The organism is Halorhodospira sp. M38, from assembly GCF_022227985.1.
GTDB lineage: Bacteria > Pseudomonadota > Gammaproteobacteria > Nitrococcales > Halorhodospiraceae > Halorhodospira > Halorhodospira halophila_A.
In genome coordinates this window covers 42642-66726 of record NZ_JAJNQP010000004.1, presented here as the reverse complement: position 1 = coordinate 66726, position 24085 = coordinate 42642, and the positions used below count along the sequence as shown (strand labels likewise).

Genomic DNA, 24085 nt, shown 5'->3' with positions numbered 1-24085 from the left:
TGGTCTCCTATCCAGTAGGATGACGGATCAGGGCGATAAGTTCATCGGTTGATTCCGGGCTGTGACACCATGACCCGGTGATGCGGTCGAAGGAGGGGGCGTTGATGGCAAGGGTCCTGGGGCGTTGTCTGCGTGGAGCCGGGGTGTTGCTGCTGCTTGCAGGGGCGCTTTCGATAGCCGGAGGGTGTACCGGACTGCCCGCGGGGGTGGATCCCGTCGATGGGTTCGAGGCGGAGCGGTTTACGGGGCAGTGGTATTCCATCAAACGGCTCGATCATCGCTTCGAGCGGGGCCTGACCGACGTCAGCGCGGAATACTGGATCCGCGAGGACGGGCGCCTCGGCGTACGCAACCGCGGGTACGATCCCAGCGATGAGCAGTGGCAGGAGATTGAGGGTACCGCGCGGTTCCAGGGCGAACCGGACGTGGCCAGCCTGACGGTGACCTTCACATGGCCCATCCGCGGCGGCTACCACGTCATCGCGCTGGATAAGGACGCGTATGAGTGGGCGATGGTCTCCGGTCCGACCCGTGGGTACCTGTGGATCCTCTCCCGGGAGCCGGAACTCGATGAGCAGATTCTGGAAGAGTTGGTCGGCCGGGCCGAGGCGCTGGGGTTCGATGTCGAGGAGTTCCAGCGGGTGGAGCACGGCACGGCGCCATCGGGGTGAGCGGCGGCGGCTGCGGATCCGGCCACTGGCCGGCTCATCGCGGGGCGAATCGGGCGATCAGCGCATCCAGGTCGGCCAGTCGAAACGGCTTGAGCAGGTAGCCGTCCAAGGTGCCATCGGCGGTTTCCAGCGTCTCGTTGGCCGCATCGGCACTCAGCGCCACCACAGGGAGTCGGCACAGCTCGGGATCCGCGCGAAGGGCGCGCAGCACCTCGCGGCCATGCATGTCGGGCAGGTGCATGTCCAGAAGCACCAGATCGGGCTGACACTGCCGGACGCGCGCCAAGCCCTCGGCGCCGGTCCAGGCCTCATCCAATTCGACCCCCGTTTTGCGGCGGATCAGACCGCGGACGACCATCATGTTCAGCTCGTTATCCTCGATGTAGCAGATGCGCATGGGCGCTGCGGGCCTCGTCTCATCGAGGCGCAGGGGGATCTCCGCGCTTGACGGGGAGGGCTCGTTGAGGTGGTGGGGCAGGGTTAGTCGCATGGTGGTCCCGCGTTCCGGAGCGGTGGTGAGCAGGTTCAGGTCGCCGCTCATCATCCGGGCCAGGCGCCGCGACAGCGATAGACCAATGCCACTGCCTTCGATGGAACCGGCCTCGCGTCCGAGCCGCTCGAACGGCTCGAACAGGCGTTCGCGTCGGGCATGGGGGATGCCGCTGCCCGTGTCCGCGACATCGATATGTACGCCGTGCTCGGCGGCGGACCAGGAGACGCTGATCGTGCCCCCGGGGCGGTTGTACTTGATGGCGTTGGAGAGCAGGTTGAGCAGGATCTGGCGGCTGCGGACCGGGTCCGCTCGGGCCCAGGGGGCCGGTTCGGCAGTGTCCTGGCAGTCCACGAAGAGCCCGCGGCGCCGCGCCTGCTCGCCGATCATCGCCAAGCTGTTGCGCACGAGAGCATCGACGGCCAGCGGCTCGGCGTGAACAGCCAGTTGACCCGCCTCGATCTGCGCGAAGTCGATGACGTCGCCGATCAGATCGCGCAGGTGCCAGCCCGCCGACAGGATCTGGTCAAGGTGGTGATCCCGGTCTGCGGACGCTTCAGGCGGGGTGTGGTGGAGCAGCTGAGCGAAGCCAGTAATGGCGTTCAGCGGGGTGCGCAGCTCGTGGCTCATGGCGGCGAGGAATTCCGATTTGGCCCGGCTGGCTCGTTCGGCGCGCTCGCGGGCCTGGCGCAGATCCTCGTTCAGTTGAGCCATCTCCGCTTCGCCCTGCTTGCGCTGGGTGATGTCGCGGAAGTAGACCGCCAGACCCTCTTCGGAGGGGTAGGCCCGCGCCTCAAACCAGGTCTCGACCGGCGCGAAGTAGGCCTCGAAGACCACTGGATCCCGCTTGGCCATGGCATGGCGGTAATTTGCCTCGAACGCGGTGCCCAGCGCTTCGGGGAAGACCTCCCAGGCCACGCGGCCGAGGATTTGCTCGCGCCGGCAGTTGAGTTGGCGTTCCGCCTCGCGGTTGAGATAGGTGAAACGCCAGGCTGGATCGACCAGGAAGAAGGCGTCGGCGATGCTCTCCAGCGTGGTCTCCAGGCGCTGTGACAGGCGCCGGGCCTGACGTTCGGCGGCCTTGATGTCGGTCAGATCCTGCAGCGCGCCGCGCAGGCCCAGGATGTTGCCGTAGTCGTCCATCAGCGGTTTGCCCAGCTTGCGGACATGGAGCCGGCGGCCGCTGGTGGTGTGGATATCGACATCGACCTGGAAGGGGCGGGCATGGTGGAGGGCGGCGTGGGTGGCTCGGGTGACCGTGGCCCGATGCTCGGGCGGGTAGAGGCCGAGTCCGGTGCGCAGGTTCAGGGGGCGGTCCGGGGGCAGTTCGAGGAGTCGTCGGGTCTCCATGGACAGGTGGATGACCTGTGTGGAGCGGTCGAGCATCCAGCCACCGATCGCGGTGGTCGCCTGCGCGACCTCGAGGAGGGTTTGCTGATCGGTCACCATGGCGTTGAGCCTTCCCTAGCTGCGGCAGCTTGTCGCTCATCCATACCGTGTAAGGGTGTTCGGTGGCAACCCTCATTGTTCCGGCGGCGGCGGCGTGTCGCGCCCTGTCAGCTTTCCCTGACGCGCGGGCGCGGCTACCATAGCCGGCGTTCTGATCAGGGCCAGCGCGAGAGCCAACCATGAGTGAGACCGTCAAGTATGTGCTCGATGAGGCGCGGATACCGCGCGCCTGGTACAACATCAGTGCCGACCTACCTGCCCCGCTGGCACCGGTGCTCCATCCGGCGACGCGGGAGCCCGTCTCTGAGGGGGATCTGGCGCCGCTGTTCCCCCGTGGCGTGATCGAGCAGGAACTGAGCACCGAGCGGGAGATCGAGATCCCCGAGCCGGTCCGTGACGCGTACCGGCAGTGGCGGCCGGCGCCGCTTTACCGGGCGCGCCGCCTGGAAAGGGCCCTCGATACGCCGGCACGGATCTATTACAAGTACGAGGGCGTCAGTCCCGCCGGGAGCCACAAACCAAACACGGCTCTCCCGCAGGCCTTCTACAACCACGCCGAGGGTGTGCGCCGCATTACCACCGAGACCGGGGCTGGTCAGTGGGGTTCTTCACTGGCCCTCGCTGGTGCCATGTTCGGCCTCGATATCGAGGTCTTTATGGTCGGGGTGAGTTACAGGCAGAAGCCGTACCGGCGCGCTTTCATGGAGAGCTTCGGGGCGCGGTGCATCGCTAGTCCGAGCCAAGAGACGGCCTTCGGGCGCTCGGTGCTGGCGGACAACCCGGACAGCACCGGAAGCCTGGGCATCGCCATCGGTGAGGCGGTCGAGCTGGCCGCGCAGCGCGACGACACGAAGTACGCGCTGGGCAGCGTGCTCAACCACGTGCTGCTGCACCAGACCGTTACGGGGCTCGAGGCCATGGAGCAGCTGGCCATGGCCGATGATTACCCCGACACCGTCATTGCCTGCACCGGGGGAGGCAGCAACTTCGCGGGCATCGTCTTCCCCTTCCTGGGGGCGGCCATGCGCGGCGGGCCGAGCATCGAGGCCATTGCCGTCGAGCCGTTGGCCTGTCCGACCCTGACGCGGGGCCGGTTTGCCTACGATTACGGCGATTCGGCGCAGTTGACGCCGCTGACCAAGATGCACACCCTTGGCTCCGGTTTCATGCCGCCGGGGTTCCACGCCGGGGGGCTGCGCTACCACGGTATGGCCCCGCAGATCAGCCACCTGATGGACCTCGGCTACCTTGGCGCGCGGGCCTACGATCAGCTCGACTGCTTCGCCGCCGGGCTGCAGTTTGCCCGGGCCGAAGGAATCATCCCCGCGCCGGAGGCCAACCACGCGGTCAAGGCCGTGATCGATGAGGCACAGGGGTGCCGCGAGCGTGGCGAGTCGAAGGCGATCCTGTTCAATCTCTGCGGCCACGGCAATTTCGACATGCAGGCCTACACGGATTACCTGGCGGGCAACCTCAGCGACCTCGGCGGGAGCCAGGTCGAGACGGCCATGGCGCTGTCCGGACTGCCGTCGGTGGAGCGCTGACGGCGGCCTGCCCATCCCACTTTCAGAGTAAGGAGCGCAGCATGACCAACGAGATCCTCGAGGAGCGGAAACGGTTACTCCAGGAACTCACCAAGTCGACCTGGCTCTCCGCCGGGATCAGCTTCTCGCTGGCGGCGATCGGTGGCGTGATCGCCTACCTCGTCGGTATCCAGCGGGATCTGCTCCCCGGTGCGGAGCAGACGCTGGCGGTCATGATCATCGCCATCGCACTGCCGGCCGCGATCTTCGTGCTTGTCGGTCTGCGCAAGATGTTCTGGATCCGGGCCATCAGCGCTGAAACGGAGCGGCTGCAGTCCCGGCAGTTCCTCACCCGCTACGTCGAGGCGCTCGGGCCGATGGGGCTGCGCAGCCTGTCCGTCATTGCCAAGGCGCAGGTGGATCGGGCCCTTGAGCGCGAGAAGAACGGCGAGAAGGCCACTGCCCGGGAGTACGCCGAGGCGCTGCGCTATGTGCTACTAATCGATCCGGTCTGAATCCGCCCCGCTCCGGGCCTCGGTGTGCCGGGGCCCGGGGTGCTGCTGCGGGGTGGTGATCCGATAGCCTTCGACCAGCCGGTTGACGTGTGCGGGCACCATGGTCCGGGCGCGCCGGGGCGCCTTATGTCGGAGGTGGATGAGGGTCTCGGCGGCCTTCATCTCCAGCCGCGCCCGCGCCAGCTCCAGCCCGCGTGGGCCGACATACGGCATGAGCCGGCCGACAATCGGCCGCAGCCAGCTCGGCATGCCTCGCGCCGGCATGCCCCCCGCTGCGCGCTCAGTATTGTCGATGAAACCCTGCACCGGGCCAGCGCGCTTGCCCCCGGAGCTTGGCTGGCGCAGGCGCACTTCGTCGCCCAGCAGCTCCAGCATGGCCTCGCCGCGTTCATTGCGCACGATGATCCACTGCTCGCCCCGCCCGGCCATGTAGCCGACGGTGATGTCCGCCAGGGCGTTGGTGTAGTCGACGCAGGTGCGGCAGGTTAGCGGCCAGAAGTCGGCGGGCAGCCGGGAGATCGGCAGCTGCAGGAAGGGGATCTCGCGTTTGCTGCCGTCGCGGAAGCGCAGTTCGACGTAGTAGTCGGCCCGGAACTCCAGGTAGGTCACGTCCTCTGGTGCAGGGGTCAAGAGTTCGAGGAAGCGGTGGAAGTGCTCTGTCGACGTGTTGTCCGAGCACGGCGTGCCGATGATCTCCAGGCGTTCCAGGCCGAGTTCGCGCTCGAGGGCTCTCAGCGGGTAGGTCTGGCAGGGCAGTGCGATCACCCCTAGCCGTCGGTAGCCCTGCGCCAGCGCAGGCTCAAGCAGGGCGAGCAGGGGGGCATAGCCCATGCGCATGCCGCGGCACTGAGCCAGCTGCGCCGGATCGGTGACCAGAACGGGGCGGGGTCGCCAGGGGTCGTCGGCGTTGCCCGTGACGGTCAGGACCGCGTCCACGCGCCCGCTCTCCAGCAGCCGTTCCGCCAGTCGGGTGGTGACGCCGGTCCACTGAGCGCCGGCCCGCGGGCGTCGCAGGGCGGCCTGGTGCATGCTCCGGAAGGGGCCGAAGTGCAGCTCGTCCGGGCGCTCAGGATCCCGGCTGCGGCCGTGCGTCCGGCGCTCCAGTCCAGGGTAGTCCGGACGGATGAACTGACAGGCTCGGCCGCAGCGCTTGGGCTCGGAGCTGCGCGAGAGTCCGCAGTCGGTGCAGAGATCCCGCGGGGCCGCAGCGGCCAGGGGGGGGGTCTGCGCAGTGGCTGGATCCATCACAGGGCCCTCGCTCAGTCGCCCAACGACAAGGCGCTCAAGCTAGAGGGGTGTGCGGGGTGGGTCAAGAGAGGCGCGGCACCGGTCAGTCGGCGTCGTTGTGGGAGGTCATCAGGCCGTGGCGTCGCAGCTTGGAGTAGAGGCTCTGGCGGCTGAGTCCGAGTAGTTCCGCTGCCGAGGCCCGGTTGTCGTGGGTGATGTTCAAGGCCGTCTCGATGCACATGCGCTCGATCAGGTCGGTCGCTTCGCGGACCAGATCGCGCAGGGGCACCTGGCCGACCAGGGCCGTAGTCTGCTCGATGGAGCGCAGGCGGTTGTGTTCACGCGGCTGCTGGCGCAGTGCGGCGCAGGGGCGCAGGTCCCGGCCCACCGCGGCGATTCGTCCGTCGCCGAGCGGGATCAACCGGTAGCGCACCGGGATCGGGTTTCCGCGCTCGTCGATGTGCTGCAGGGTTGCGCTCTGCTGGTCGACGAGCAAACGGTCGACGGTCTGCTGCTCCGTCGCACCGACCACCTCGCGCCATTGCCGGCCCCGCCAGCCAGCGGCGGCGCGGACACCCGGGTCATCGCTGCCCACCGCCACGTCGTGGATGGTTCCTTCAGCATCCACGATCAGGGCGATATCCGCGGCGGCCTTGAGCAGCCGGGCGACCGTCTCCGCGGGCAGATCGCCCAGCGTCTGTTGCGGCGCGTTCATCGATTTCAACTTCGGCCGTCCTTTGGGGCTTTGATCGGGTTTTTCGGGGGATTCGGGGCGTTGAATTCGGACCGATTTCATCGAGAATACTCGCGCACTCAATATTGACGCCATCCGGCGCGGATAGTTCAAGGGCGTAACGCGGGAATGCGACGATCTGTCGTCCTGCGCGACCGAATGCTAAGGCCCTGTATTGAAAGGTTGTGTCAATCGTGAGGCACGTCCAGCCAGCTTGACACACCCCGGGGGGCGCTTTAGATTCGCCGAGAAGTCACTCCCGTAAAGTGGGGATGCAGCGCAATGCAGCATCAGGGTTCCATGAAATCACCTCCCGCCGGTCTATACACCGACGAAGAGCGCCGGCGTCGAGACGAGTCGCCCTGGACCCTCGTCCAGGGGATTCTGGCTCCCACGCAGTTCATCGTGTTTCTGGCCAGTCTGGGGCTGGTTCTGTGGTATCTCGCCACCGGCGAACTGCTCGAGTGGGCAGCCTGGTCGATCATCATCAAGACCCTGATCCTCTACACGATCATGGTCACCGGGGCGGTCTGGGAGAAGGAGGTCTTCGGGCACTACCTTTTCGCTCCCGCGTTCTTCTGGGAGGACGTGGTCAGCATGGGGGTGATCGTCCTGCACACCGCCTACCTCGTGGTCTGGTTCGGTGACTTCCTGACCTCGGTCCAGCAAATGTGGATCGCGCTGGCCGCCTACGCGGCCTACGTCGTCAACGCCATGCAGTTTCTCCTCAAGCTCCGCGCCGCGCGCCTGCAGGAAGAGCAGATGCGCGCCGCCGGGCAGGGAGGGGCGGAATGACGCAAGCGGATCGCTGCAATGCCGGCGGGGTCTGCGGGGGGCTGGCCCAGGAAGAGGGGCAGCGCCAGGTCTTTTGTGGCCTGACGAGCATCGTATGGCTGCACCGGAAGATGCGCGACGCCTTCTTCCTGGTGGTCGGGTCGCGGACCTGCGCCCACCTGCTGCAGTCGGCGGCAGGCGTGATGATCTTTGCCGAGCCCCGCTTCGCAACCGCGGTGCTCGGCGAGCGCGATCTCGCCGGGATGGCCGACTGCAATGAGGAACTAGATCGGGTCGTCCACGAGCTCCTCGCCCGCCGTCCGGAGATCCGCACGCTGTTTCTGGTCGGCTCTTGCCCCTCGGAAGTCATCAAGCTCGACCTGGACAAGGCCGCGGAGCGGCTGACGGCGGCCCACGAGGGGCGGGTCCGCGTGCTCCCGTATTCGGGCAGCGGACTCGAGACAACGTTCACCCAGGGCGAGGATCAGTTCCTGAGCACGCTGGCGCATGAGCTTCCGCCGAGTCAGGAGGACACGCCCTCGCTTATCGTTCTCGGCACCCTTGCGGACGTGGTCGAGGACCAGTTCCGGCGCCTGTTCGATCAGCTGGGAATCGGTCCCGTTCATTTCCTGCCGCCGCGCACCGGGGCCGAGCTGCCGCCGGTCGGCCCCGGGACCCGCGTCCTGCAGGCTCAGCCGTTCACTGGCGAGGCGACTCGTGCGCTCATTCGCCGCGGCGCAGAGCGGATCGATGCCCCGTACCCTCTGGGGATTGAAGGAACGCGCAGCTGGCTCCAGGCGGCCGCCCGATCCTTCGGGGTCTCCGATGAGCGGCTTGAGACGGTCATCGAAGCGCCCATCGCGCGGGCACAGGCAGCGCTGGAGCGGCAGCGGGAAGTGCTGCGCGACAAGCGCATCACCTTCCTGCCGGACTCGCAGCTGGAACTGCCGCTGGCGCGATTCCTCAGTGTGGAGTGCGGCATGCAGCCGGTTGAGGTAGCCACGCCGTACTTCGACCGCGAGTTCCACGGCCGGGAGCGGGATGCTCTCGCAGAGGGGGTTCGCTTGGTCGAGGGGCAGGATGTCGACGCCCAGCTGGACCGGTTGCGCGAGGACCGTCCCGATCTGACGGTCTGCGGTTTGGGGCTGGCGAACCCGCTGGAGGCGGAAGGCCTGCGCACGAAATGGTCCATCGAGCTGGTCTTCTCGCCCATCCAGGGCTTCGAGCAGGCTGGCGATCTCGCCGAGCTCTTCGCCCGCCCGCTGGTCCGCCACGAGACGCTGAAGGTGTAGAGGATGCAGCTGACGCTCTGGAGTTATGAAGGCCCTCCCCACGTCGGCGCGATGCGGATCGCGGCGTCGATGAAGGGGGTCCACTGCGTCCTCCACGCTCCTCAGGGTGACACCTACGCCGATCTGCTATTCACCATGATCGAGCGCCGCCCCGGGCGTCCGCCGGTGAGCTATACCACCTTCAATGCGCGGCACCTGGGCCGGGATACCGCCGAGTTGGTGCGCGAGACGGTGACCGCTGCCTACCGGCGCTATCGGCCGGAAGCGCTGTTGGTCGGCGATTCCTGCACGGCGGAGCTGCTGCAGGATCAGCCCGGGGATCTGGCACGCGGCATGGATCTGCCGGTCCCGGTGATCGGGCTGGAGCTGTCGGCATACTCACGCAAGGAGGGGTACGGCGCCAGCGAGGCCTTCTACCAGCTGGTTCGCGGACTGCTCGAGGGCGACAGTGGAGGCGCCGCTGCACAACCGGATACGGCGCGTGCCCCGCGCGCCAATCTGCTCGGTCCCACGTCGCTTGGTTTCCGCTGCCGGGATGACGTGCAGGAGGTCGCCCGGTTGCTCGAATCGGTCGGTGTCGAGGTCAACGTGGTTGCTCCGCTCGGGGCTAGCCCAGATGATCTGCGCCGCATCCCCGAGGCCGATTTCAACGTCTGCCTCTATCCCGAGGTGGCGCGCACGACCTGCGACTGGCTGCAGCGCCGTTTCGGGCAGCCGACCGTCACTACGGTGCCCCTTGGCCTGGGCGCTACCCGCGATTTTCTGGCCGAGGTCGGGCGGGTGACCGGCCTGGACGTCAGCGAGGTGCTGGCCGAAACCGATGCGCGCATGGCCTGGTACAGCCGCTCGGTCGATTCCAACTACCTGACCGGAAAGCGGGTGTTTATCTTTGGTGACGGTACGCACGCCGTCGCCGCGGCGCGTATCGCCAGCGAGGAGCTCGGCTTTCAGGTCGTCGGACTGGGGACCTACGCCCGCGAAGAGGCGCGGGAGGTGCGTCGGGCCGCCAAGGCCTACGGGGTCGAGCCGCTGATCACCGACGACTACCTGGAGGTGGAGCGTGCCGCGGCCGAGGCCAGCCCGGAGCTGGTGCTCGGTACGCAGATGGAGCGGCACATCGCCAAGCGCCTGGGACTGCCGTGCGCGGTGATCTCGGCACCGGTGCACGTACAGGATTTTCCGGCGCGCTATGCGCCGAACATGGGCCTGGAAGGGGCCAACGTCATCTTTGACACCTGGGTCCACCCGCTGATGATGGGCCTGGAAGAGCATCTGCTCGGGATGTTCAAGGAAGACTTCGAGTTCACGGCTGACGCACCGTCCCACTTGGAAACCGACGCAGCGCCGGCTTCGGGCGGGGCGGCTCGGGAAGAGGGACAGACCGAGACGACGGCTGCCGTCGCCGAGTCGGAGCAAGGCGCTGAGATACGCTGGACGCCGGAGGCCGAAGCCGAACTCAAAAAGATCCCGTTCTTCGTGCGGGGCAAGGCCCGGCGCAACACCGAGCGCTTCGCCGCCGACCGAGGCATTGCGACAATAACAGTGGAGACAATTTACGATGCCAAAGCCCACTTCAGTCGCTGACCCGACGCCGGTGCGCGTCGCCATCATCACGCTGGACAGCCACATGGCGGGCGCCGTGGAGCGCGCGCGACCGGCCCTGCAACGCGATATCCCGGGTCTCGAGCTTAGCTACCACGCCGCCTCGGACTGGAACAACAACCCCGCGGCGCTGGAGCGCGCGCGGGAGCGGATCGCCTCGGCGGACATCATCGTCGCCACCATGCTGTTCATGGAGGAGCACATCGAGCCCGTGCGCGAGGACCTCGAGGCGCGCCGGGACGACTGCGACGCGCTGGTTGGCATCATGTCCGCCGGCGAGGTGATGAAGCTCACGCGGATGGGCAAGTTCACCATGGACGGCAGCTCCCGTGGGCCCATGTCCCTGCTCAAGAAGTTGCGCGGGAAGAAGGGCAAGGCAGAGCATCAGGATGACGACGACGACAGCAGCTCGGGGGAGAAGCAGGCTGCGATGCTGCGCCGCATCCCCCGGATCCTGCGCTTCATCCCGGGCACGGCGCAGGATGTCCGGGCCTACTTCCTGACCTGGCAGTATTTTCTGGCCAGTTCCGACGAGAACGTCGAGAACATGGTCCGTTTCCTCGTCAATCGGTACGCGGCGGGCCCGCGCAGCGGCCTGCGCGGGAAGCTGGAGGTGCAGGACCCCATCGAGTATCCCGATGTCGGCGTCTACCACCCGCGCATGGAGCGACGCATTGGCGACAGCCCGGCCCATCTTCCGGAGCCGGAGGGTGGCGCCTCGCGCGGGACGGTCGGACTGCTGCTGATGCGCTCGTACGTACTGGCCGGTGATTCGGCGCATTACGACGGCGTCATCGAGGCCCTGGAGAGCCGCGGTTATCGGGTCATCCCGGCCTTCGCGAGCGGCCTCGACAACCGTCCGGCTGTCGAGCGGTTCTTCATGGCGGACGGCCGCGCCTGTGTCGATGCGGTGATCTCGCTGACGAGTTTCTCGTTGGTGGGGGGGCCGGCCTACAACAACTCCGGCGCCGCCGAGCGGCTGCTGCGCAAGCTCGACGTGCCGTATCTCAACGCCCAGGCGCTGGAGTTCCAGTCCCTGGAGCAGTGGGAAGGTTCCGATCGCGGCCTTACCCCGGTAGAGACCACCATGATGGTGGCCATCCCCGAGCTTGATGGTGCCACTGGACCGGTGGTCTTCGGTGGCCGTGCGGCGATCCCTGGGGCCGACGGTGTCTGCCGCATGGAGGCCCACCCCGAGCGGGCCGCGATGCTGGCCTCCCGGGTCGATCGGCTGATTCGCCTGCGGCGTAGCGCACGCAGCGACCGCAAGCTGAGTATCGTCATCTTCAGCTTCCCGCCGGAGGCCGGCGCCCTGGGCTCGGCGGCATACCTGTCGGTATTCGCATCCCTCTACAACACCCTGGTGGAACTCGATGATGCCGGCTATCGGGTCGATCTGCCCGAGTCCGTGGACGATCTGCGCGATCGCATCATCAAGGGCAACGCTAGCACCTATGGGGCCCACGCCAACGTCCACCATCGGGTGACGGTGGACGACTATGTTGCCCGCGAGCCCTATCTCAAGGAGATCGAGGAGCAGTGGGGACCAGCTCCGGGGAAAGCGCAGAGTGACGGACAATCCATCCACGTCCTCGGCGCTCAGTTCGGCAACGTCTTCGTGGGCGTGCAGCCGGGCTTTGGTTACGAGGGCGACCCGATGCGGCTGCTCTTCGAGAAGGGGCTGACACCGACCCACGCCATGTCGGCGTTCTACCGGTACATCCGAGAGGATTTTGGGGCGGACGCGGTGCTGCACTTCGGCACCCACGGTGCTCTGGAGTTCATGCCGGGCAAGCAGTGCGGCATGAGCGCAGGTTGCTGGCCGGATCGGCTGATCGGCGATCTGCCCAACTACTACCTCTACGCGGCGAACAACCCCTCCGAGGGGTCCATCGCCAAGCGGCGCTCTGCCGCCACGCTGATCAGCTATCTGACCCCGCCGGTGGGCAAGGCGGGCCTGTACAAGGGGCTGCTCGAGCTCAAGGCTTCCGTGGAGCGCTACCGCTCTGCGCCGCCGGACAACGTGGAAGAGCGCACGGAGCTGGCCCGCCTGATCCAGGCCCAGGCCGCCGAGGTGGATCTGGCCGAACTTGAGCCCGAGTGGGCCGAGGAGGAAGCGGAGCGGCGCATTGCGCAGCTCAGCGAGGACATCCTCGAGATGGAGTACACCCTCATCCCCGAGGGGCTCCATGTGGTGGGTCAGCCCCCGTCCCGCGAGGGCCGGGTCGACCAGCTGGTGACCATGGCGGAGACCACCCACGGTGTGACCGTGGAGCGGGCCTGTGTCGAGGCGCTGGTTGACGGCTGTTCGCCACGGGAGGCGCTGGCCCGGGCCGAGAACGATGACCCGGAGGTCACCGAAGAGGTTCTGGAAGGACTGGCCGACACGGCACGGAAGTTGGGGGATAACCAGGAGCTGCAGGGCATCGTCCACGCCCTGGATGCCCGGTTCGTGCCGCCGGTCTCGGGCGGTGACCTGCTGCGCAGCCCGCAGATCCTGCCCACTGGGCGGAACATGCACGGTTTCGACCCCTACCGCCTGCCCAGCGCCTTCGCCGTCCAGGACGGCGCACGGCAGGCCGAGCGGCTGCTCGAGAAGCACCGCGAGGAGGGCCAGGAGCTGCCCGATTCCATCGCTATGGTCCTCTGGGGGACGGACAACCTGAAGAGCGAGGGAGCCCCCATCGGTCAGGCCCTCCACCTGATCGGTGCCCGGCCGCGTTTCGACAGTTACGGTAAGCTCGCCGGGGCGCAGCTCATCCCGCTCGAGGAGCTAGGTCGCAAGCGCATCGACGTGGTGATCACCCTCTCTGGGATCTTCCGCGACCTGCTGCCCCTGCAGACCCGGGTGCTGGCCGAGGCAGCGTACCTGGCTGCGTCCGCCGAGGACGAGCCGCCGGAGATGAACCCGATCCGCCGCAACGCCCTGGCGTATCAGGAGCAGCACGGGTGCGATTTCGAAACCGCCGCGCTGCGGGTGTTCTCCAACGCGGACGGGGCCTACGGCTCCAATGTCGGCTCGATGATCGACCAGGGCGCCTGGGAAAACGAGGACGAGCTGGCGGATACCTATACCCGGCGCAAGTGCTACGCGTACGGGCGCAGCGGTGAACCGAAGCGCCAGGAGGAGCTGCTCGGCAGCATGCTCTCCGGGGTTGAGCTGACCTACCAGAACCTGGAGTCGGTGGAACTCGGCGTGACCACGGTCGATCACTACTTCGACACTCTCGGGGGCATCAGTCGCGCGGTCGCGCGCTCCCGCGGAGGTGAGCACGTGCCGGTCTACATCGGCGACCAGACCCGGGGGGAGGGCAAGGTGCGGACCCTCTCCGACCAGGTGGCGCTGGAGACCCGCACCCGGATGCTCAACCCGAAGTGGTACGAGGGGCTGCTGGAGCACGGCTATGAGGGGGTGCACCAGATCGAGGTCCACCTGACCAACACCATGGGCTGGTCGGCGACCACCGGCCAGGTACAGCCCTGGGTGTATCAGCAGTTTACCCAGACCTTCATGCTCGACGACGAGATGCGCGAGCGCATGGCGCAGCTCAACCCGGCGGCGTCGGCCAAGCTGGCGAACCGGCTGCTGGAGGCCCACGAGCGCAACTACTGGAACCCCGATGAGGAGACGCTCGAGGCCCTGCGCCGGGCCGGGGACGAGCTCGAGGACTACTACGAGGGCGTCAACGAGGAGGAGCAGGCCGCATGAGCAATGGCTCGGTGCCGGTGTCCGGGATCGGAGGCCGAGGCGATGGCGAGGGGAGCTCGCAGGTCCACATGGAATCCACCGGCGGCATGGACCGGGCCAAGGTCTTCGCTGTCTATGGCAAGGGCGGGATCGGCAAGAGTACGACCTCTTCCAACCTTGCCGTCGCCTTCAGCCAGCTGGGCAAGCGCGTGCTGCAGATTGGCTGCGACCCCAAGCACGACTCGACCTTCACGCTCACCAAGCGTCTGGTGCCAACGGTGATCGACAGCCTCGAAGAGGTGGACTTCCACATGGAGGAGCTCCGCCCCGAGGACTATGTCTACGAAGGCTACAACGGCGTGCTTTGTGTGGAGGCCGGTGGCCCGCCGGCCGGAACCGGGTGCGGCGGTTATGTCGTGGGGCAGACGGTCAAGCTGCTCAAGCAGCACCACCTGCTGGAAGAGACCGATGTGGTCATCTTCGACGTGCTCGGCGACGTGGTCTGTGGCGGGTTCGCGGCGCCTTTACAGCACGCGGACCAGGCGCTGATTGTCACCGCCAACGACTTCGACTCGATCTTTGCCATGAACCGGATCGCCGGTGCCATCCAGGCCAAGGCAAAGAATTACAAGGTGCGCCTCGGCGGGGTGATCGCCAATCGCAGCGAGCGGACCGATCAGATTGACCGGATCAACGAGCGCATCGGGCTGCGTACCCTGGCGCACGTGCCGAACTACGACGTGGTGCGGCGCAGCCGTCTTCACAAGGCCACGCTGTTCGAACTCGACGAGCAGTCCGATGAACTCGACCGCGTGCGCGACGAATACCTCAGCCTGGCGGCTGCGCTGTGGAATGGCGTCGATCCGTTGAACCCCGCGCCGTTGAAGGATCGCGAGGTCTTCGATCTGCTGGGGTTCGACTGATGCCTACGGAGTCGTATCAACAACGGCGCAGCCGGGTCACCACCTACTTCGACCGAACGGCCACCAAGGCCTGGGAGCGGCTGACCTCGGATGCCCCGGTCAGCGGTGTCCGGGCCACGGTGCGCGCCGGTCGGGCCGAGATGCGGCAGACGCTGCTCGACTGGCTTCCGGCCGATCTCACCGGTGAACGCATCCTGGATGCCGGGTGCGGCCCCGGTGAACTGAGTGTCGAGGCCGCGCGCCGGGGCGCCCATGTGGTTGGTGTCGACGTCTCGCAAAACCTGATCGATATCGCCCATCAACGGATGCCGGATGACGTGGGTGCCGGACGGTTGGCGTACCACGTCGGCGACATGCTCGATCCGGACTGGGGAGAGTTTGATCGGGTCGTGTCGATGGATGTGCTCATCCACTACCCCTGCGCGGACGCCGTGGCGGCGCTGGCGGGCCTGGCCAGGCGTACACGACAGCAGATGGTGTTCACCTTCGCGCCGCGCACGCCGCTTCTGGCGACCATGCACGCCGTCGGCAAGCTCTTCCCGCGGGGCGATCGCTCTCCGGCGATTGAGCCGGTTGCCGAGCGCCGGCTGCGCCAGGCCATTGGCAACGAGCCGACCCTGGGTAGCGGCTGGCAAGTCGGTCGGACACGCAAGATCGCACGGGGGTTCTACATTTCTCAGGCGTTGGAGCTGCAGCGACCATGACGGATACCGCGTCTCTTCTCAAGGCGCGCCTGCGCCGCCTGGCCGTCCCCTTCGCCGATGTCGGGACCCGGGAACTGCCCATGACGCAGATCCTGCGTCTGTCCCTATTCCAGGTCACTGTGGGCATGCTCTACGTCATGTTCACGGGGACGCTCAATCGCGTGATGATCTACGAGCTGGGCATTGCAGCCTCCCTGCTCGGCGCGGTCATCGCCCTGCCGATCCTGTTCGCACCGCTGCGCCTGCTGATCGGGCACCGCTCGGACCACCGGCGGTCGGCGCTGGGGTGGCGGCGGGTGCCGTACCTCTGGATCGGCACGCTGCTGATGTTTGGCGGCCTGGCGGTGATGCCGTTCGGGCTTCTGGTCCAGGCCGAGTACGGCGCCGATGCGCCCTTCCTGGCATCCCTGGGTGCGGCGCTGGCGTTCTTCCTGGCCGGCCTCGGTGTCCACGTCACCCAGACGACCGGCCTGGCCCTGACCAACGACCTTGCGCCGGAGGGAAAACTGCCGCAGGTGGTCGGCGTGATGTACGTCATGCTGCTGCTCGGCATGGTCATCTCCACTGGTGTGTTCTATCTGCTGCTCTCTGACTTTAGCCACGAGCGCCTGGTGCAGGTGCTTCAGGGGGCCGCTCTGGTGGTCTGGGCGCTCAATGTGTTCGCGCTCTGGCGCCAGGAGCCACGGGATCCCGAGCGCAGCCGCGTCGATCGACCGCGTCCACCGTTAAGCGAGTCGTGGCAAAGTTTCGTAGAGAGGGGGCCGGTGGTTCGCCTCCTGGTGGTCATCGGTATCGGTGCCGCCGGTTTCGGGATGCAGGACATCATCATCGAGCCCTACGGGGCCTCAGTCCTGGGCCTGGAGGTCGCCGGTACCACGCTGCTGACCGGCTTGTGGGCGATTGGCATGCTCATCGGCTTCTGGTTCGCCAAGATGGCCCTTGAGCGCGGGATCAACGCCTACGGTGTGGCGACCATCGGTGCCCTGGTTGGCGTGCTGGCGTTTTCGCTGGTGATCGTCTCGGCACCCCTCGACTCGCCGACGGTCTTCAGGATCGGGCAGGTCGTGATCGGGGTCGGAGGGGCCCTGTTCTACGTCGGGACGCTCGCCGCAACGATGTCGATGGCGACGCGCGAGCAGAGCGGGATCGCCATCGGTGCATGGGGTGCAGTGCAGGCAACCGTGCTCGGTGCCGCACTGGCTGCTGGTGCCGGGATCTCGGATCTGGTCCCGGCGTTGGCGGAAGCCGGCCGGATGCCGGAGTTGTATCTGCACCCGGCGGCAGGGTACAGCGTGGTCTACTCGGTGGAGATCGTGCTGCTGCTCGCCATGGTCGTCGCGGCGTGGCCGCTGGCGCGGTTTGCAAGAGAAGGGGGGAGGAGCGTATCGCCGTCGACAGCAACGTCCAACGAGTCGGGTTACTAGCGACTGCGGTCGCACACGGGCCCTTGGCGCGCCCAGCGTGGCAGGGTTAGGCAAACGTCATCGTCGTCTCGTACAGGCCACGCCGTTCAATCGGTAAGGCCCTTTCGAGTGGAGGTTCGTTATGGAAGGAACTGGCGCTCTTACTGACTACATGAACGTAGCTCAGATGACGCTCTACGCGTTCTGGCTCTTTCTGGCCGGCTTGATCGTCTATCTGCGGATGGAGGACAAGCGCGAGGGGTATCCGCTGCAGGCGGAAGCCAACGAAAACTGCAACCGGACCCCGGAGAAGAAGCTCGGCTTCCCGGCTCCGCCGAGTCCCAAGGTCTTCAAGCTCGCGGACGGCCGCAGCATCCAGGTGCCGCGCGCCGAGAAGACCGACTATGAACTCAACACCCAGCTGCGTGCGGAGCCGACCGCGCCTTGGGACGGTGCGCCCCTGGAGCCGACCGGCAACCCGATGGTTGATGGCCTTGGTCCCGCCGCGTGGGCCAAGCGTGAGGACGAGCCGGAGGTCACCCACGGCGGCAAGCAGAAGATCTGCCCGCTGCGGGTTGCCACCGAGTTCGAGGTGGGCATGAGTCGTGATGTCGCCCGCTTCTGGCCGGAGATTGATCCTGACCCGCGTGGCTACCAGGTGCTTGGTTGCGACGGCAAGGTCGCCGGTAAGATCGTGGATATCTGGGTCGATCGTGGCGAGCTGCGCCCGATGTACCTGGAGATGGACCTCTCCGGCGTGGGTTCCAGCGGCGACCGAGTCCTGCTGCCGATCAACTTCGCCCGCGTCGGCTACGACAGCAAGGTGCGCGTCAACGCCATCACGGGGCAGCAGTTCACCGATGTCCCGCGGCTGCGTGAAGCGGATCGCATCTCGCCGCAGGAAGAGGACTTCATCACCGGGTACTTCGGCGGTGGTGTCCTGTACGCGGTGCCTGGCCGCACGGAGCCGTTCCTTTGAGGACGCACGAGTTCGAACCCATCCCGGGGCTCCCCGAGGAGCTCCCGGATGGGGAAGAGATCCTGTGGCAGGGAAAGCCCGCTTGGTGGTCGCTCGCCAAGCGGGCGCTTCATGTCCGCAAGGTTGCCGCCTACTTCGTCATCGTCGGCACGTGGTTCGCCACGGACGCGCTGCTCCAGGGCGAAGGGGCGGTGGCCGCGGGCGGTTACGCCCTGAACCAGCTGCTCATCGGTGCGGTTGCAGTGGGCCTGCTCATGGCACTGGCTTGGTGGATGGGCACTACCACGCTCTACACCATCACCAACCGGCGTGTGGTGATGCGTATCGGGGCGTCGTTACCCACGACGGTCAATCTGCCGTTTGACCGCATCGAGGCAGCGAACCTGGCCCAGCACAGGGACGGCACGAGTGACGTTTCCCTGCGGCTGGATGAGGGCGAGAAGGTCCGTTTTCTGCTATTTTGGCCCCACGTTCGGCCCTGGCGGCTGAGCCCCCCCGAGCCGACCCTCCGGGTCATCCCGGATGGCGACGAGGCGGCGCGGATTCTGGCCGAGGCGCTGGAGGCCCACCGGGCACGGGAAGAGGGTACGCAGACCGCCTCCGGGGTCGATCAGGAAGCCGCCGCGCACTCCTGAGTGCGGCGGCATTGACCTTCGCCGGAGAGACGATCTGACCATGGCTTCTTCCGACAACGACGAGCATCTTAAGGCAGGACCGATCTCCAAGGTCATTATGCCGGTGACCGCCTTGGGGCTCATCCTGATGCTGACCGTCTACGTGCTTTACACCGAGTTGGTCCTCGGCACGACCGGGACGGATTTTCAGCCCCCGGTGGCTGAGCGTGCGCTGTCGTTCCACGATGTGGATGGCGAGATCGTCGTCCGTGATGGCCGCACCGGCGAGGAGCTGGCGAGGGCTGGCGAGGGCGAGGAGTCTTTTATGCGCCAGACGGTTCGGCAGCTCGCCCAGTCGCGGGTCCGGACGGGCGGCAGTGACGAGGTCCCATTCATCCTCAAGGGGCGCGCGGACGGACGGCTCATCCTCGAGGATCCGGTCACCGGGCAGGGGGTCGACCTGGCCGCGTTCGGTGAGGACAACGCCGGCGCCTTCGTCCGTTTCCTGGACACTGAGGACGAAGAGAACGGCGTCGAGGGGCCGTAATGGTCGAATACCTGCTGCCAGCGCTCTTCGCGCTGTTTCTCTGGTGGTTCAGCACCGGCGTGGTGATCTATCTGGACAACCTCCCGGTGCATACCTTCCGCTGGAGCATGCTCGGTGGGACCGTCGGGCTCGGGATGGGGCTCTACGGGGTGGCGATTAGCAGCACCGACACCTCGGTTGGCGGTGCCTACATCGCCTTTACCAGCGCTTTGCTGATCTGGGCGTGGGTGGAGCTGAGTTACTATACCAATTACCTTACCGGGCCACGGCAGATCCGTTGCCCGCCGGACTGCTCGGGCTGGCGTCACTTCGGTCATGCGCTGCAGAGCAACGTCTACCACGAATTGGCCATCCTAGTGCTCGGCGTCGTGCTGGCGATCCTGACCTGGGGGGACGGCAATCTGGTGGCGCTGTGGACCTTCCTGGTGCTGGCCTGGATGCACGAGAGCGCGCGGGTGAACGTATTCCTCGGGGTGCGCAATCTCAACGAGGAGTTCGTGCCGGAGCACATGCAGTTCCTGCGCGGTTTCATGCGGCGGCGCCCGATGAACCTGTTTTTCCCGTTTTCGGTGAGTGTCTCTACCGTTGCGCTGGTGCTTCTGGTTCAGGCCGCTATGGCCCCGGGGGTTGATGCGTTCACCGCCGTGGGGCTGACGCTGGTGGCGACTCTGATGGCGCTAGCCATCCTGGAACACTGGTTCCTGGTCATCCCCATGCCCACCGCCTTCCTTTGGCATTGGGGCCTCAAGGCGCGCAACCGGGGCACGCGGGAAGTGGCTGCCAAGCCGGCCGACGCGGACGCCTCCTCCTCCTCGGGGTGACCGCCGAAGATGGCTGGCAGTGGACGCTTTGCGCGGTGGGATCTGGGGCTGGCACTGGCTGCGCTGATCGCTATCGGCGTGGCGCTCCATCAACTTTTCGGCGACGAGGTCGGCATTGAGCGCGAGGCGCTGACCATCGCCGATACACCGGCTACGATCTATCGCCCGGAAGCCGGTCAACCGGGGCCGGTCGTGCTCGTCTCCCACGGGTTTGCCGGCTCGCGCCCCCTCATGGATCCCTTCGCCCTGACGCTGGCCGGTAACGGCTATACCGTGGTCAGTTTTGACTACCTCGGTCACGGTCGGAATCCACGCCCGTTGCACGGTGACATCACCGCACAGGATGGCGCAGCTCAGGCGCTGGTGGAGCAGACGGAGCGGGTGGCCGACTACGCCCGGGCGGAATTGATGGGCGAGGCTGAGCCCATGGCCGTCCTTGGCCACTCTATGGCGTCGAACATCATCGTACGGTTCGCGCAGCAGCGGGACGATGTGGTGGCCACGGTGGGGGTGTCCATGTTTGCGCCGACCGTGGATGCCGAGACCCCGGCCAACGTAATGAGTGTGGTTGGGGGGTTCGAGCGTCGTCTGCAGGAGGAGGGTCAACGCGTGGTGGCGATGGCCTTTGCCGAGCTCGAGCCCGAGGACGTGGAGTTCGGGCGGACCTACGGCGACTTCGGCGACGGCACTGCGCGGCGCATTGCGGTGGCGCCGGGGGTCGAGCACGTGGGTGTGCTGTACAGTCAGGTCAGCCTGAAGGAGGCGGTGGCCTGGCTGGATCAGGCGTTCGAGCGCGACAGCGACGGTTGGGTGGCGGCCCGCGGGCCGTGGGTGGCGCTCCTGCTGGCGGCGGTGATCGCCCTGGCGCGGCCGGCTGCGCGCCTGCTGCCGCGGGTGGCCGTGGTCGGGCAGGGAGCGGGTGCCGGATGGCGGCGTTTGGCCGTTGTTGCCGGTGTCCCGGCGCTGGCGACGCCACTGGTGCTTGCGCCGGTGCCTACCGACTTCCTGCCGGTGGTGATCGGCGACTACGTTGCCATCCATTTCGGGGTTTACGGGCTGCTGAGTACGGTCCTGCTGTGGTGGACCGCGGGGCGGCCCGGCGTGCGGGATATCGCCGCCGCCGTCGGCGTGTCCGGACGCACCGGGGGGCGCTGGCTGCTCGGCGCTGCTGCGGTCACCGCCTACTGCCTGGTCATCCTTGGTGCGGTGCTCGATCAGTTCGTGACCGTTTTCTATCCCTCCATCGAGCGGCTGCCGCTGATGCTAGCGATGGTGGCCGGCACGCTGCCGTACTTCCTCGCCGATGAGTGGCTGAGCCGGGGGCAGGGGATGCGCCGCGGCGCCTACGCCGCCACCAAGGTGCTCTTCCTGGTCTCGCTGGGACTGGCGGTGGCACTCGATCCGCAAGGGCTGTTCTTCCTGCTGCTCATCGTCCCGGTGGTGGTGGTCTTCTTCGCGGTCTACGGGCTGTTCAGTCGGTGGGTCTACCGGCACACGGGGCATCCGCTGGTGGCCGGCTTGGCCAACGCGGTGGCGTTCGCCTGGGCGCTCGGAGTGACCTTCCCCATGTTGGGCGGTCCGGCCGGCTGATATCGCGGCGGGCGGAGAGAAGTCAGCGGTAGCGCAGCTCGAAGACGCAGCGTTCGTCACCAGCGGCCGCGCAACGGGTCTCGCGGATGGTGGAGTCGCCGTGGACGAGCGACCGGAACAGGTGCTCAAAGGCGGCGGCATGCCAGTGGCAAACCGGCCCTTCGGCCCGCTCGCCGGCGATGACCGGGTTGTGGGCCAGCTCCAGCAAGCAGGGTCGACCCTTGCGAATGGTCAGCTGTCCGGAGCCGACAAACGTCCAGGCGTGCTGGGAGATGGCCTTGAGCAGCATTGGTCCGGCCAGGACCGGCGGCAGAAACCGCAGCAGGGCCCGGATAGGGGCGGGGATGCGGTTGTTCAGGACGTACTCCCCGGTCCGCTCGCCTGCCTCGCGCATCACCCGCGCGCCCCGGTCGGCGCCGAGTTCGCGTCGTACGCATTGGTGGAGTGCGGCGACCGTTGACTCCGGAACCATCGCCTCTGGGGGATGCTCGAGCCAGTCGGATAGCCCAGCGGCGTCAAAGCACCGCCGGGCGGTATCCTCGTCTTCGAGGGCGGACAACGCCGCCGCAACCTGAAGGATCGCGTTCGGCCCGATGCGGGCCTCTTCATGTTGCCCGGTCGCTGCGTCCACTCTGGAACCCTCAGACTTCGTCGGTCTCAGCAGCCTTCTGCCGCTTGTCCTTGCCGGGGACTCCGTCCCGGTGGACCTGCACGGTGGCTTCCGCCGGGGTGCGTTCCGTCTCCGTGCCCGCCTTGTGAGACCGGGCAGCCTTGATTTCTTCCTTGGATGCGTGCTCCTCGTACTCCGCCCGCTGTGCCTCGGAAAGGGTCCGCGATTTGTCGAAGTTCTTCTCGATGTTCTCGCTGACCTTCTTCCGGGTTTGCGGACCCCAGTAGCCATGCTTGCCCAGGTCGTAGAACTTGCGCTGGAAGCCAGCCTTGAGGAAGGCCTTGAGGCAGCCGAAGAGATACTTGCGCCGGTCACCGGTCCCCGCCCACGGGTAGGAGAACAGCGCCTTGCGCATGTAGAAGCGCCGGTAGTTGCTCATCGTGCGATCGAGCAGCTCGCCGCGGTCCATGGCCTGCGGCTTGATGATCGGCGTCACGAAGTTGTACTTCTCGAAGTCGTACACCTCCACGGTGTCCTTGAGCTCGCGGAACAGGTCCGAGAACGGCCAGGGGGTGTACATGGCCCAGTTGGCCAGGTCCGGCTTCCAGTCCTGGGCCATCTGGTAGGTCTCTTCGAGCGTCTCGGCGGTTTCGTTCTCGAGACCAACGATGAACTGAGCCTCGACCACGATCCCGGCGTTGCGCAGGAGTTCGATCGCCTTCTTGTTCTGGGCGACGGTGGTCTCCTTGTTGAACCGGTCCAGCTTGAGCTGCGCGGCTGCCTCTGTGCCCAGCGAGACGTGGATCAGGCCGGCCTTGCGGTAGAAGGGCAGGAGTTCCTCGTCGCGCAGCACGTCGGTGACACGGGTGTTAATGCCCCAGAGGATGCCGCGTTCCGGGAGTCCGCGGTCGATCAGCTCCTGACAGAACTCGATGAACTTCTTGCGGTTGATGGTCGGCTCTTCGTCGGCAAGGATGAAGAATCCGACGTCGTGCTCGTCGGCAAGCTTCTCGATCTCGTCCACGACCTTCTTCGGATCGCGGATCCGGTAGTCGCGCCAGAACTTCCACTGCGAGCAGAACGAGCAGGTGAACGGGCAACCCCGCGCCATGTTGGGGATGGCGACTCGGGTGTTGAGCGGGATGTAGGTGTACTTCTCCCACTCCAGGATGCCCCAGTCCGGCTCGATGCTGTCGAGGTCCTTGATGGTCGGCGCCGCCGGCGTGGCGACGATCTGCTCGCCGTCGCGGTAAGCGATCCCGAGGATGGACTCGCGCTCATCGGGCCAGCGCCCCTCGTCAACCGCGCGGGCGAGGTTGACCATGATCTCCTCACCCTCGCCACGGACCACGGCGTCAATCCAGGGCGCCTCGCTGAGGACCTGCTTGTACATGAAGGTCGGGTGGATACCGCCGATGAGGGTGACGACCTCGGGGTCAACCTCCTTGGCGATCTCCAGGCTTCGCTCGGCGACGTAGATCGAAGGCGTGATCGCCGTCGTCGCCACGATGTCCGGTTTTTCCTTCTCCAGTTCCTCGCGGATGTACTCGTCGGAGAAGTTGTTGGTCATCGCGTCGATGAACCGAATGTTGTCGTAGCCGGCGCGCTTGAGATGGCCGGCCAGGTAGGCGACCCATGCCGGGGGCCAGTTGCCCGCGATTTCCGCACCGCCCGAAGAGTAGTTGGGATGGATAAAGACGATACGCATGGGTCGAGCCTCCGCGACTGCCTTGGTAACTGCGTGATTCGGTCTATCCGCGTAACTTGCACGGCTAGACCGCCTGCTGTCTAGGGTCCTTGACGCTGGATCTTCGATGGTTGACCGATATCGTGATCGGCCGCGCCAATAAGACGTCGCCGGGCGCCTGGATCAGGCAGCCCGGCGGTCTCTGGCGCAGCAACCGGGGCGCTCCCGCCCGGCTGGTTCACC

The 24085-nt window shown here is 66.6% G+C and carries 20 protein-coding genes; 15 read left to right on the top strand and 5 right to left on the bottom strand.

Features of this window, described 5'->3' with window-relative positions:
- Positions 1–104 precede the first annotated feature (104 nt).
- Positions 105–671, top strand: a complete 567-nt coding sequence (locus LRA98_RS04170; protein ID WP_238632496.1) for a lipocalin family protein — start codon at positions 105–107, stop codon at positions 669–671.
- Positions 672–705: 34 nt separating this feature from the next.
- On the opposite strand, the gene LRA98_RS04165 is transcribed toward LRA98_RS04170, so the two are convergent.
- A complete protein-coding gene (locus tag LRA98_RS04165; protein WP_238632495.1) occupies positions 706–2610 on the bottom strand; it encodes a hybrid sensor histidine kinase/response regulator in 1905 nt (634 codons plus the stop codon).
- A gap of 179 nt (positions 2611–2789) precedes the next feature.
- On the opposite strand from LRA98_RS04165, the gene LRA98_RS04160 reads away from it, so the two are divergent.
- Together LRA98_RS04160 and LRA98_RS04155 are read left to right on the top strand one after the other, a co-directional pair.
- Complete coding sequence (locus LRA98_RS04160; protein WP_238632494.1) at positions 2790–4154, top strand: TrpB-like pyridoxal phosphate-dependent enzyme; 1365 nt, start codon at positions 2790–2792, stop codon at positions 4152–4154.
- Between the two features lie 41 nt (positions 4155–4195).
- Positions 4196–4648 (top strand): hypothetical protein, encoded by a 453-nt coding sequence (locus LRA98_RS04155; RefSeq protein ID WP_238632493.1) that lies wholly within the window; start codon positions 4196–4198, stop codon positions 4646–4648.
- Here LRA98_RS04155 and LRA98_RS04150 read toward each other — a convergent pair.
- Both LRA98_RS04150 and LRA98_RS04145 read right to left on the bottom strand, forming a co-directional pair.
- On the bottom strand, positions 4631–5893 hold the full coding sequence (locus LRA98_RS04150; protein ID WP_238632492.1) for a coenzyme F420 hydrogenase/dehydrogenase beta subunit N-terminal domain-containing protein: 1263 nt from the start codon (positions 5891–5893) through the stop codon (positions 4631–4633). The genes LRA98_RS04155 and LRA98_RS04150 overlap by 18 nt on opposite strands.
- Before the next feature lie 85 nt (positions 5894–5978).
- Positions 5979–6590, bottom strand: a complete 612-nt coding sequence (locus LRA98_RS04145) for a helix-turn-helix domain-containing protein (RefSeq protein WP_238632491.1) — start codon at positions 6588–6590, stop codon at positions 5979–5981.
- A 318-nt stretch (positions 6591–6908) separates the two neighbouring features.
- Between LRA98_RS04145 and bchF the strand changes: the two genes are divergently transcribed.
- The 12 genes from bchF to LRA98_RS04085 all read left to right on the top strand — a co-directional run bounded on the left by bchF (position 6909) and on the right by LRA98_RS04085 (position 21545).
- A complete protein-coding gene (bchF, locus tag LRA98_RS04140; protein WP_443134939.1) occupies positions 6909–7403 on the top strand; it encodes a 2-vinyl bacteriochlorophyllide hydratase in 495 nt (164 codons plus the stop codon).
- Positions 7400–8674, top strand: coding sequence for a ferredoxin:protochlorophyllide reductase (ATP-dependent) subunit N (locus LRA98_RS04135; RefSeq protein WP_201242185.1), 1275 nt, complete (start codon positions 7400–7402; stop codon positions 8672–8674). The genes bchF and LRA98_RS04135 overlap by 4 nt, the downstream gene beginning before the upstream one ends.
- A gap of 3 nt (positions 8675–8677) precedes the next feature.
- A complete protein-coding gene (gene bchB, locus LRA98_RS04130; protein ID WP_238632489.1) occupies positions 8678–10258 on the top strand; it encodes a ferredoxin:protochlorophyllide reductase (ATP-dependent) subunit B in 1581 nt (526 codons plus the stop codon).
- Complete coding sequence (locus tag LRA98_RS04125; protein ID WP_238632488.1) at positions 10233–13985, top strand: magnesium chelatase subunit H; 3753 nt, start codon at positions 10233–10235, stop codon at positions 13983–13985. Before bchB ends, LRA98_RS04125 begins: the two co-directional genes overlap by 26 nt.
- On the top strand, positions 13982–14887 hold the full coding sequence (bchL, locus tag LRA98_RS04120) for a ferredoxin:protochlorophyllide reductase (ATP-dependent) iron-sulfur ATP-binding protein (protein ID WP_201171042.1): 906 nt from the start codon (positions 13982–13984) through the stop codon (positions 14885–14887). Before LRA98_RS04125 ends, bchL begins: the two co-directional genes overlap by 4 nt.
- Entirely contained in the window at positions 14887–15591 is a 705-nt protein-coding gene (gene bchM / locus LRA98_RS04115) for a magnesium protoporphyrin IX methyltransferase (RefSeq protein ID WP_238632487.1), read from the top strand. The genes bchL and bchM overlap by 1 nt, the downstream gene beginning before the upstream one ends.
- Positions 15588–17015, top strand: a complete 1428-nt coding sequence (locus tag LRA98_RS04110) for a BCD family MFS transporter (protein ID WP_201242187.1) — start codon at positions 15588–15590, stop codon at positions 17013–17015. The genes bchM and LRA98_RS04110 overlap by 4 nt, the downstream gene beginning before the upstream one ends.
- A 121-nt stretch (positions 17016–17136) precedes the next feature.
- Positions 17137–17973 (top strand): photosynthetic reaction center subunit H, encoded by an 837-nt coding sequence (gene puhA, locus LRA98_RS04105; protein WP_238632486.1) that lies wholly within the window; start codon positions 17137–17139, stop codon positions 17971–17973.
- On the top strand, positions 17970–18608 hold the full coding sequence (puhB, locus tag LRA98_RS04100) for a photosynthetic complex putative assembly protein PuhB (RefSeq protein ID WP_201242189.1): 639 nt from the start codon (positions 17970–17972) through the stop codon (positions 18606–18608). Before puhA ends, puhB begins: the two co-directional genes overlap by 4 nt.
- Positions 18609–18648: 40 nt before the next feature.
- Complete coding sequence (puhC, locus tag LRA98_RS04095) at positions 18649–19134, top strand: photosynthetic complex assembly protein PuhC (protein ID WP_201242190.1); 486 nt, start codon at positions 18649–18651, stop codon at positions 19132–19134.
- Positions 19134–19955 (top strand): putative photosynthetic complex assembly protein PuhE, encoded by an 822-nt coding sequence (gene puhE, locus LRA98_RS04090; protein ID WP_201242191.1) that lies wholly within the window; start codon positions 19134–19136, stop codon positions 19953–19955. Before puhC ends, puhE begins: the two co-directional genes overlap by 1 nt.
- 9 nt (positions 19956–19964) lie before the next feature.
- Positions 19965–21545 (top strand): alpha/beta hydrolase, encoded by a 1581-nt coding sequence (locus LRA98_RS04085; protein ID WP_238632485.1) that lies wholly within the window; start codon positions 19965–19967, stop codon positions 21543–21545.
- A 22-nt stretch (positions 21546–21567) separates the two neighbouring features.
- Here LRA98_RS04085 and bchJ read toward each other — a convergent pair whose 3' ends face one another.
- Together bchJ and bchE are read right to left on the bottom strand one after the other, a co-directional pair.
- Positions 21568–22176: a bacteriochlorophyll 4-vinyl reductase gene (bchJ, locus tag LRA98_RS04080; protein ID WP_201171023.1), complete on the bottom strand. Its 609-nt coding sequence runs from the start codon at positions 22174–22176 to the stop codon at positions 21568–21570.
- Between the two features lie 10 nt (positions 22177–22186).
- Positions 22187–23863: a magnesium-protoporphyrin IX monomethyl ester anaerobic oxidative cyclase gene (bchE, locus tag LRA98_RS04075; RefSeq protein ID WP_238632484.1), complete on the bottom strand. Its 1677-nt coding sequence runs from the start codon at positions 23861–23863 to the stop codon at positions 22187–22189.
- Between the last annotated feature and the right edge of the window lie 222 nt (positions 23864–24085).

What these genes read in the sequence shown, in the direction of transcription:
- LRA98_RS04170 (WP_238632496.1), top strand. Translation starts at nt 105, where the DNA reads ATGGCAAGGGTCCTGGGGCGTTGTCTGCGTGGAGCCGGGGTGTTGCTG.
- LRA98_RS04165 (WP_238632495.1), bottom strand. Translation starts at nt 2,610, where the DNA reads ATGGTGACCGATCAGCAAACCCTCCTCGAGGTCGCGCAGGCGACCACC.
- LRA98_RS04160 (WP_238632494.1), top strand. Translation starts at nt 2,790, where the DNA reads ATGAGTGAGACCGTCAAGTATGTGCTCGATGAGGCGCGGATACCGCGC.
- LRA98_RS04155 (WP_238632493.1), top strand. Translation starts at nt 4,196, where the DNA reads ATGACCAACGAGATCCTCGAGGAGCGGAAACGGTTACTCCAGGAACTC.
- LRA98_RS04150 (WP_238632492.1), bottom strand. Translation starts at nt 5,893, where the DNA reads ATGGATCCAGCCACTGCGCAGACCCCCCCCCTGGCCGCTGCGGCCCCG.
- LRA98_RS04145 (WP_238632491.1), bottom strand. Translation starts at nt 6,590, where the DNA reads ATGAACGCGCCGCAACAGACGCTGGGCGATCTGCCCGCGGAGACGGTC.
- bchF (WP_443134939.1), top strand. Translation starts at nt 6,909, where the DNA reads ATGAAATCACCTCCCGCCGGTCTATACACCGACGAAGAGCGCCGGCGT.
- LRA98_RS04135 (WP_201242185.1), top strand. Translation starts at nt 7,400, where the DNA reads ATGACGCAAGCGGATCGCTGCAATGCCGGCGGGGTCTGCGGGGGGCTG.
- bchB (WP_238632489.1), top strand. Translation starts at nt 8,678, where the DNA reads ATGCAGCTGACGCTCTGGAGTTATGAAGGCCCTCCCCACGTCGGCGCG.
- LRA98_RS04125 (WP_238632488.1), top strand. Translation starts at nt 10,233, where the DNA reads ATGCCAAAGCCCACTTCAGTCGCTGACCCGACGCCGGTGCGCGTCGCC.
- bchL (WP_201171042.1), top strand. Translation starts at nt 13,982, where the DNA reads ATGAGCAATGGCTCGGTGCCGGTGTCCGGGATCGGAGGCCGAGGCGAT.
- bchM (WP_238632487.1), top strand. Translation starts at nt 14,887, where the DNA reads ATGCCTACGGAGTCGTATCAACAACGGCGCAGCCGGGTCACCACCTAC.
- LRA98_RS04110 (WP_201242187.1), top strand. Translation starts at nt 15,588, where the DNA reads ATGACGGATACCGCGTCTCTTCTCAAGGCGCGCCTGCGCCGCCTGGCC.
- puhA (WP_238632486.1), top strand. Translation starts at nt 17,137, where the DNA reads ATGGAAGGAACTGGCGCTCTTACTGACTACATGAACGTAGCTCAGATG.
- puhC (WP_201242190.1), top strand. Translation starts at nt 18,649, where the DNA reads ATGGCTTCTTCCGACAACGACGAGCATCTTAAGGCAGGACCGATCTCC.
- puhE (WP_201242191.1), top strand. Translation starts at nt 19,134, where the DNA reads ATGGTCGAATACCTGCTGCCAGCGCTCTTCGCGCTGTTTCTCTGGTGG.
- LRA98_RS04085 (WP_238632485.1), top strand. Translation starts at nt 19,965, where the DNA reads ATGGCTGGCAGTGGACGCTTTGCGCGGTGGGATCTGGGGCTGGCACTG.
- bchE (WP_238632484.1), bottom strand. Translation starts at nt 23,863, where the DNA reads ATGCGTATCGTCTTTATCCATCCCAACTACTCTTCGGGCGGTGCGGAA.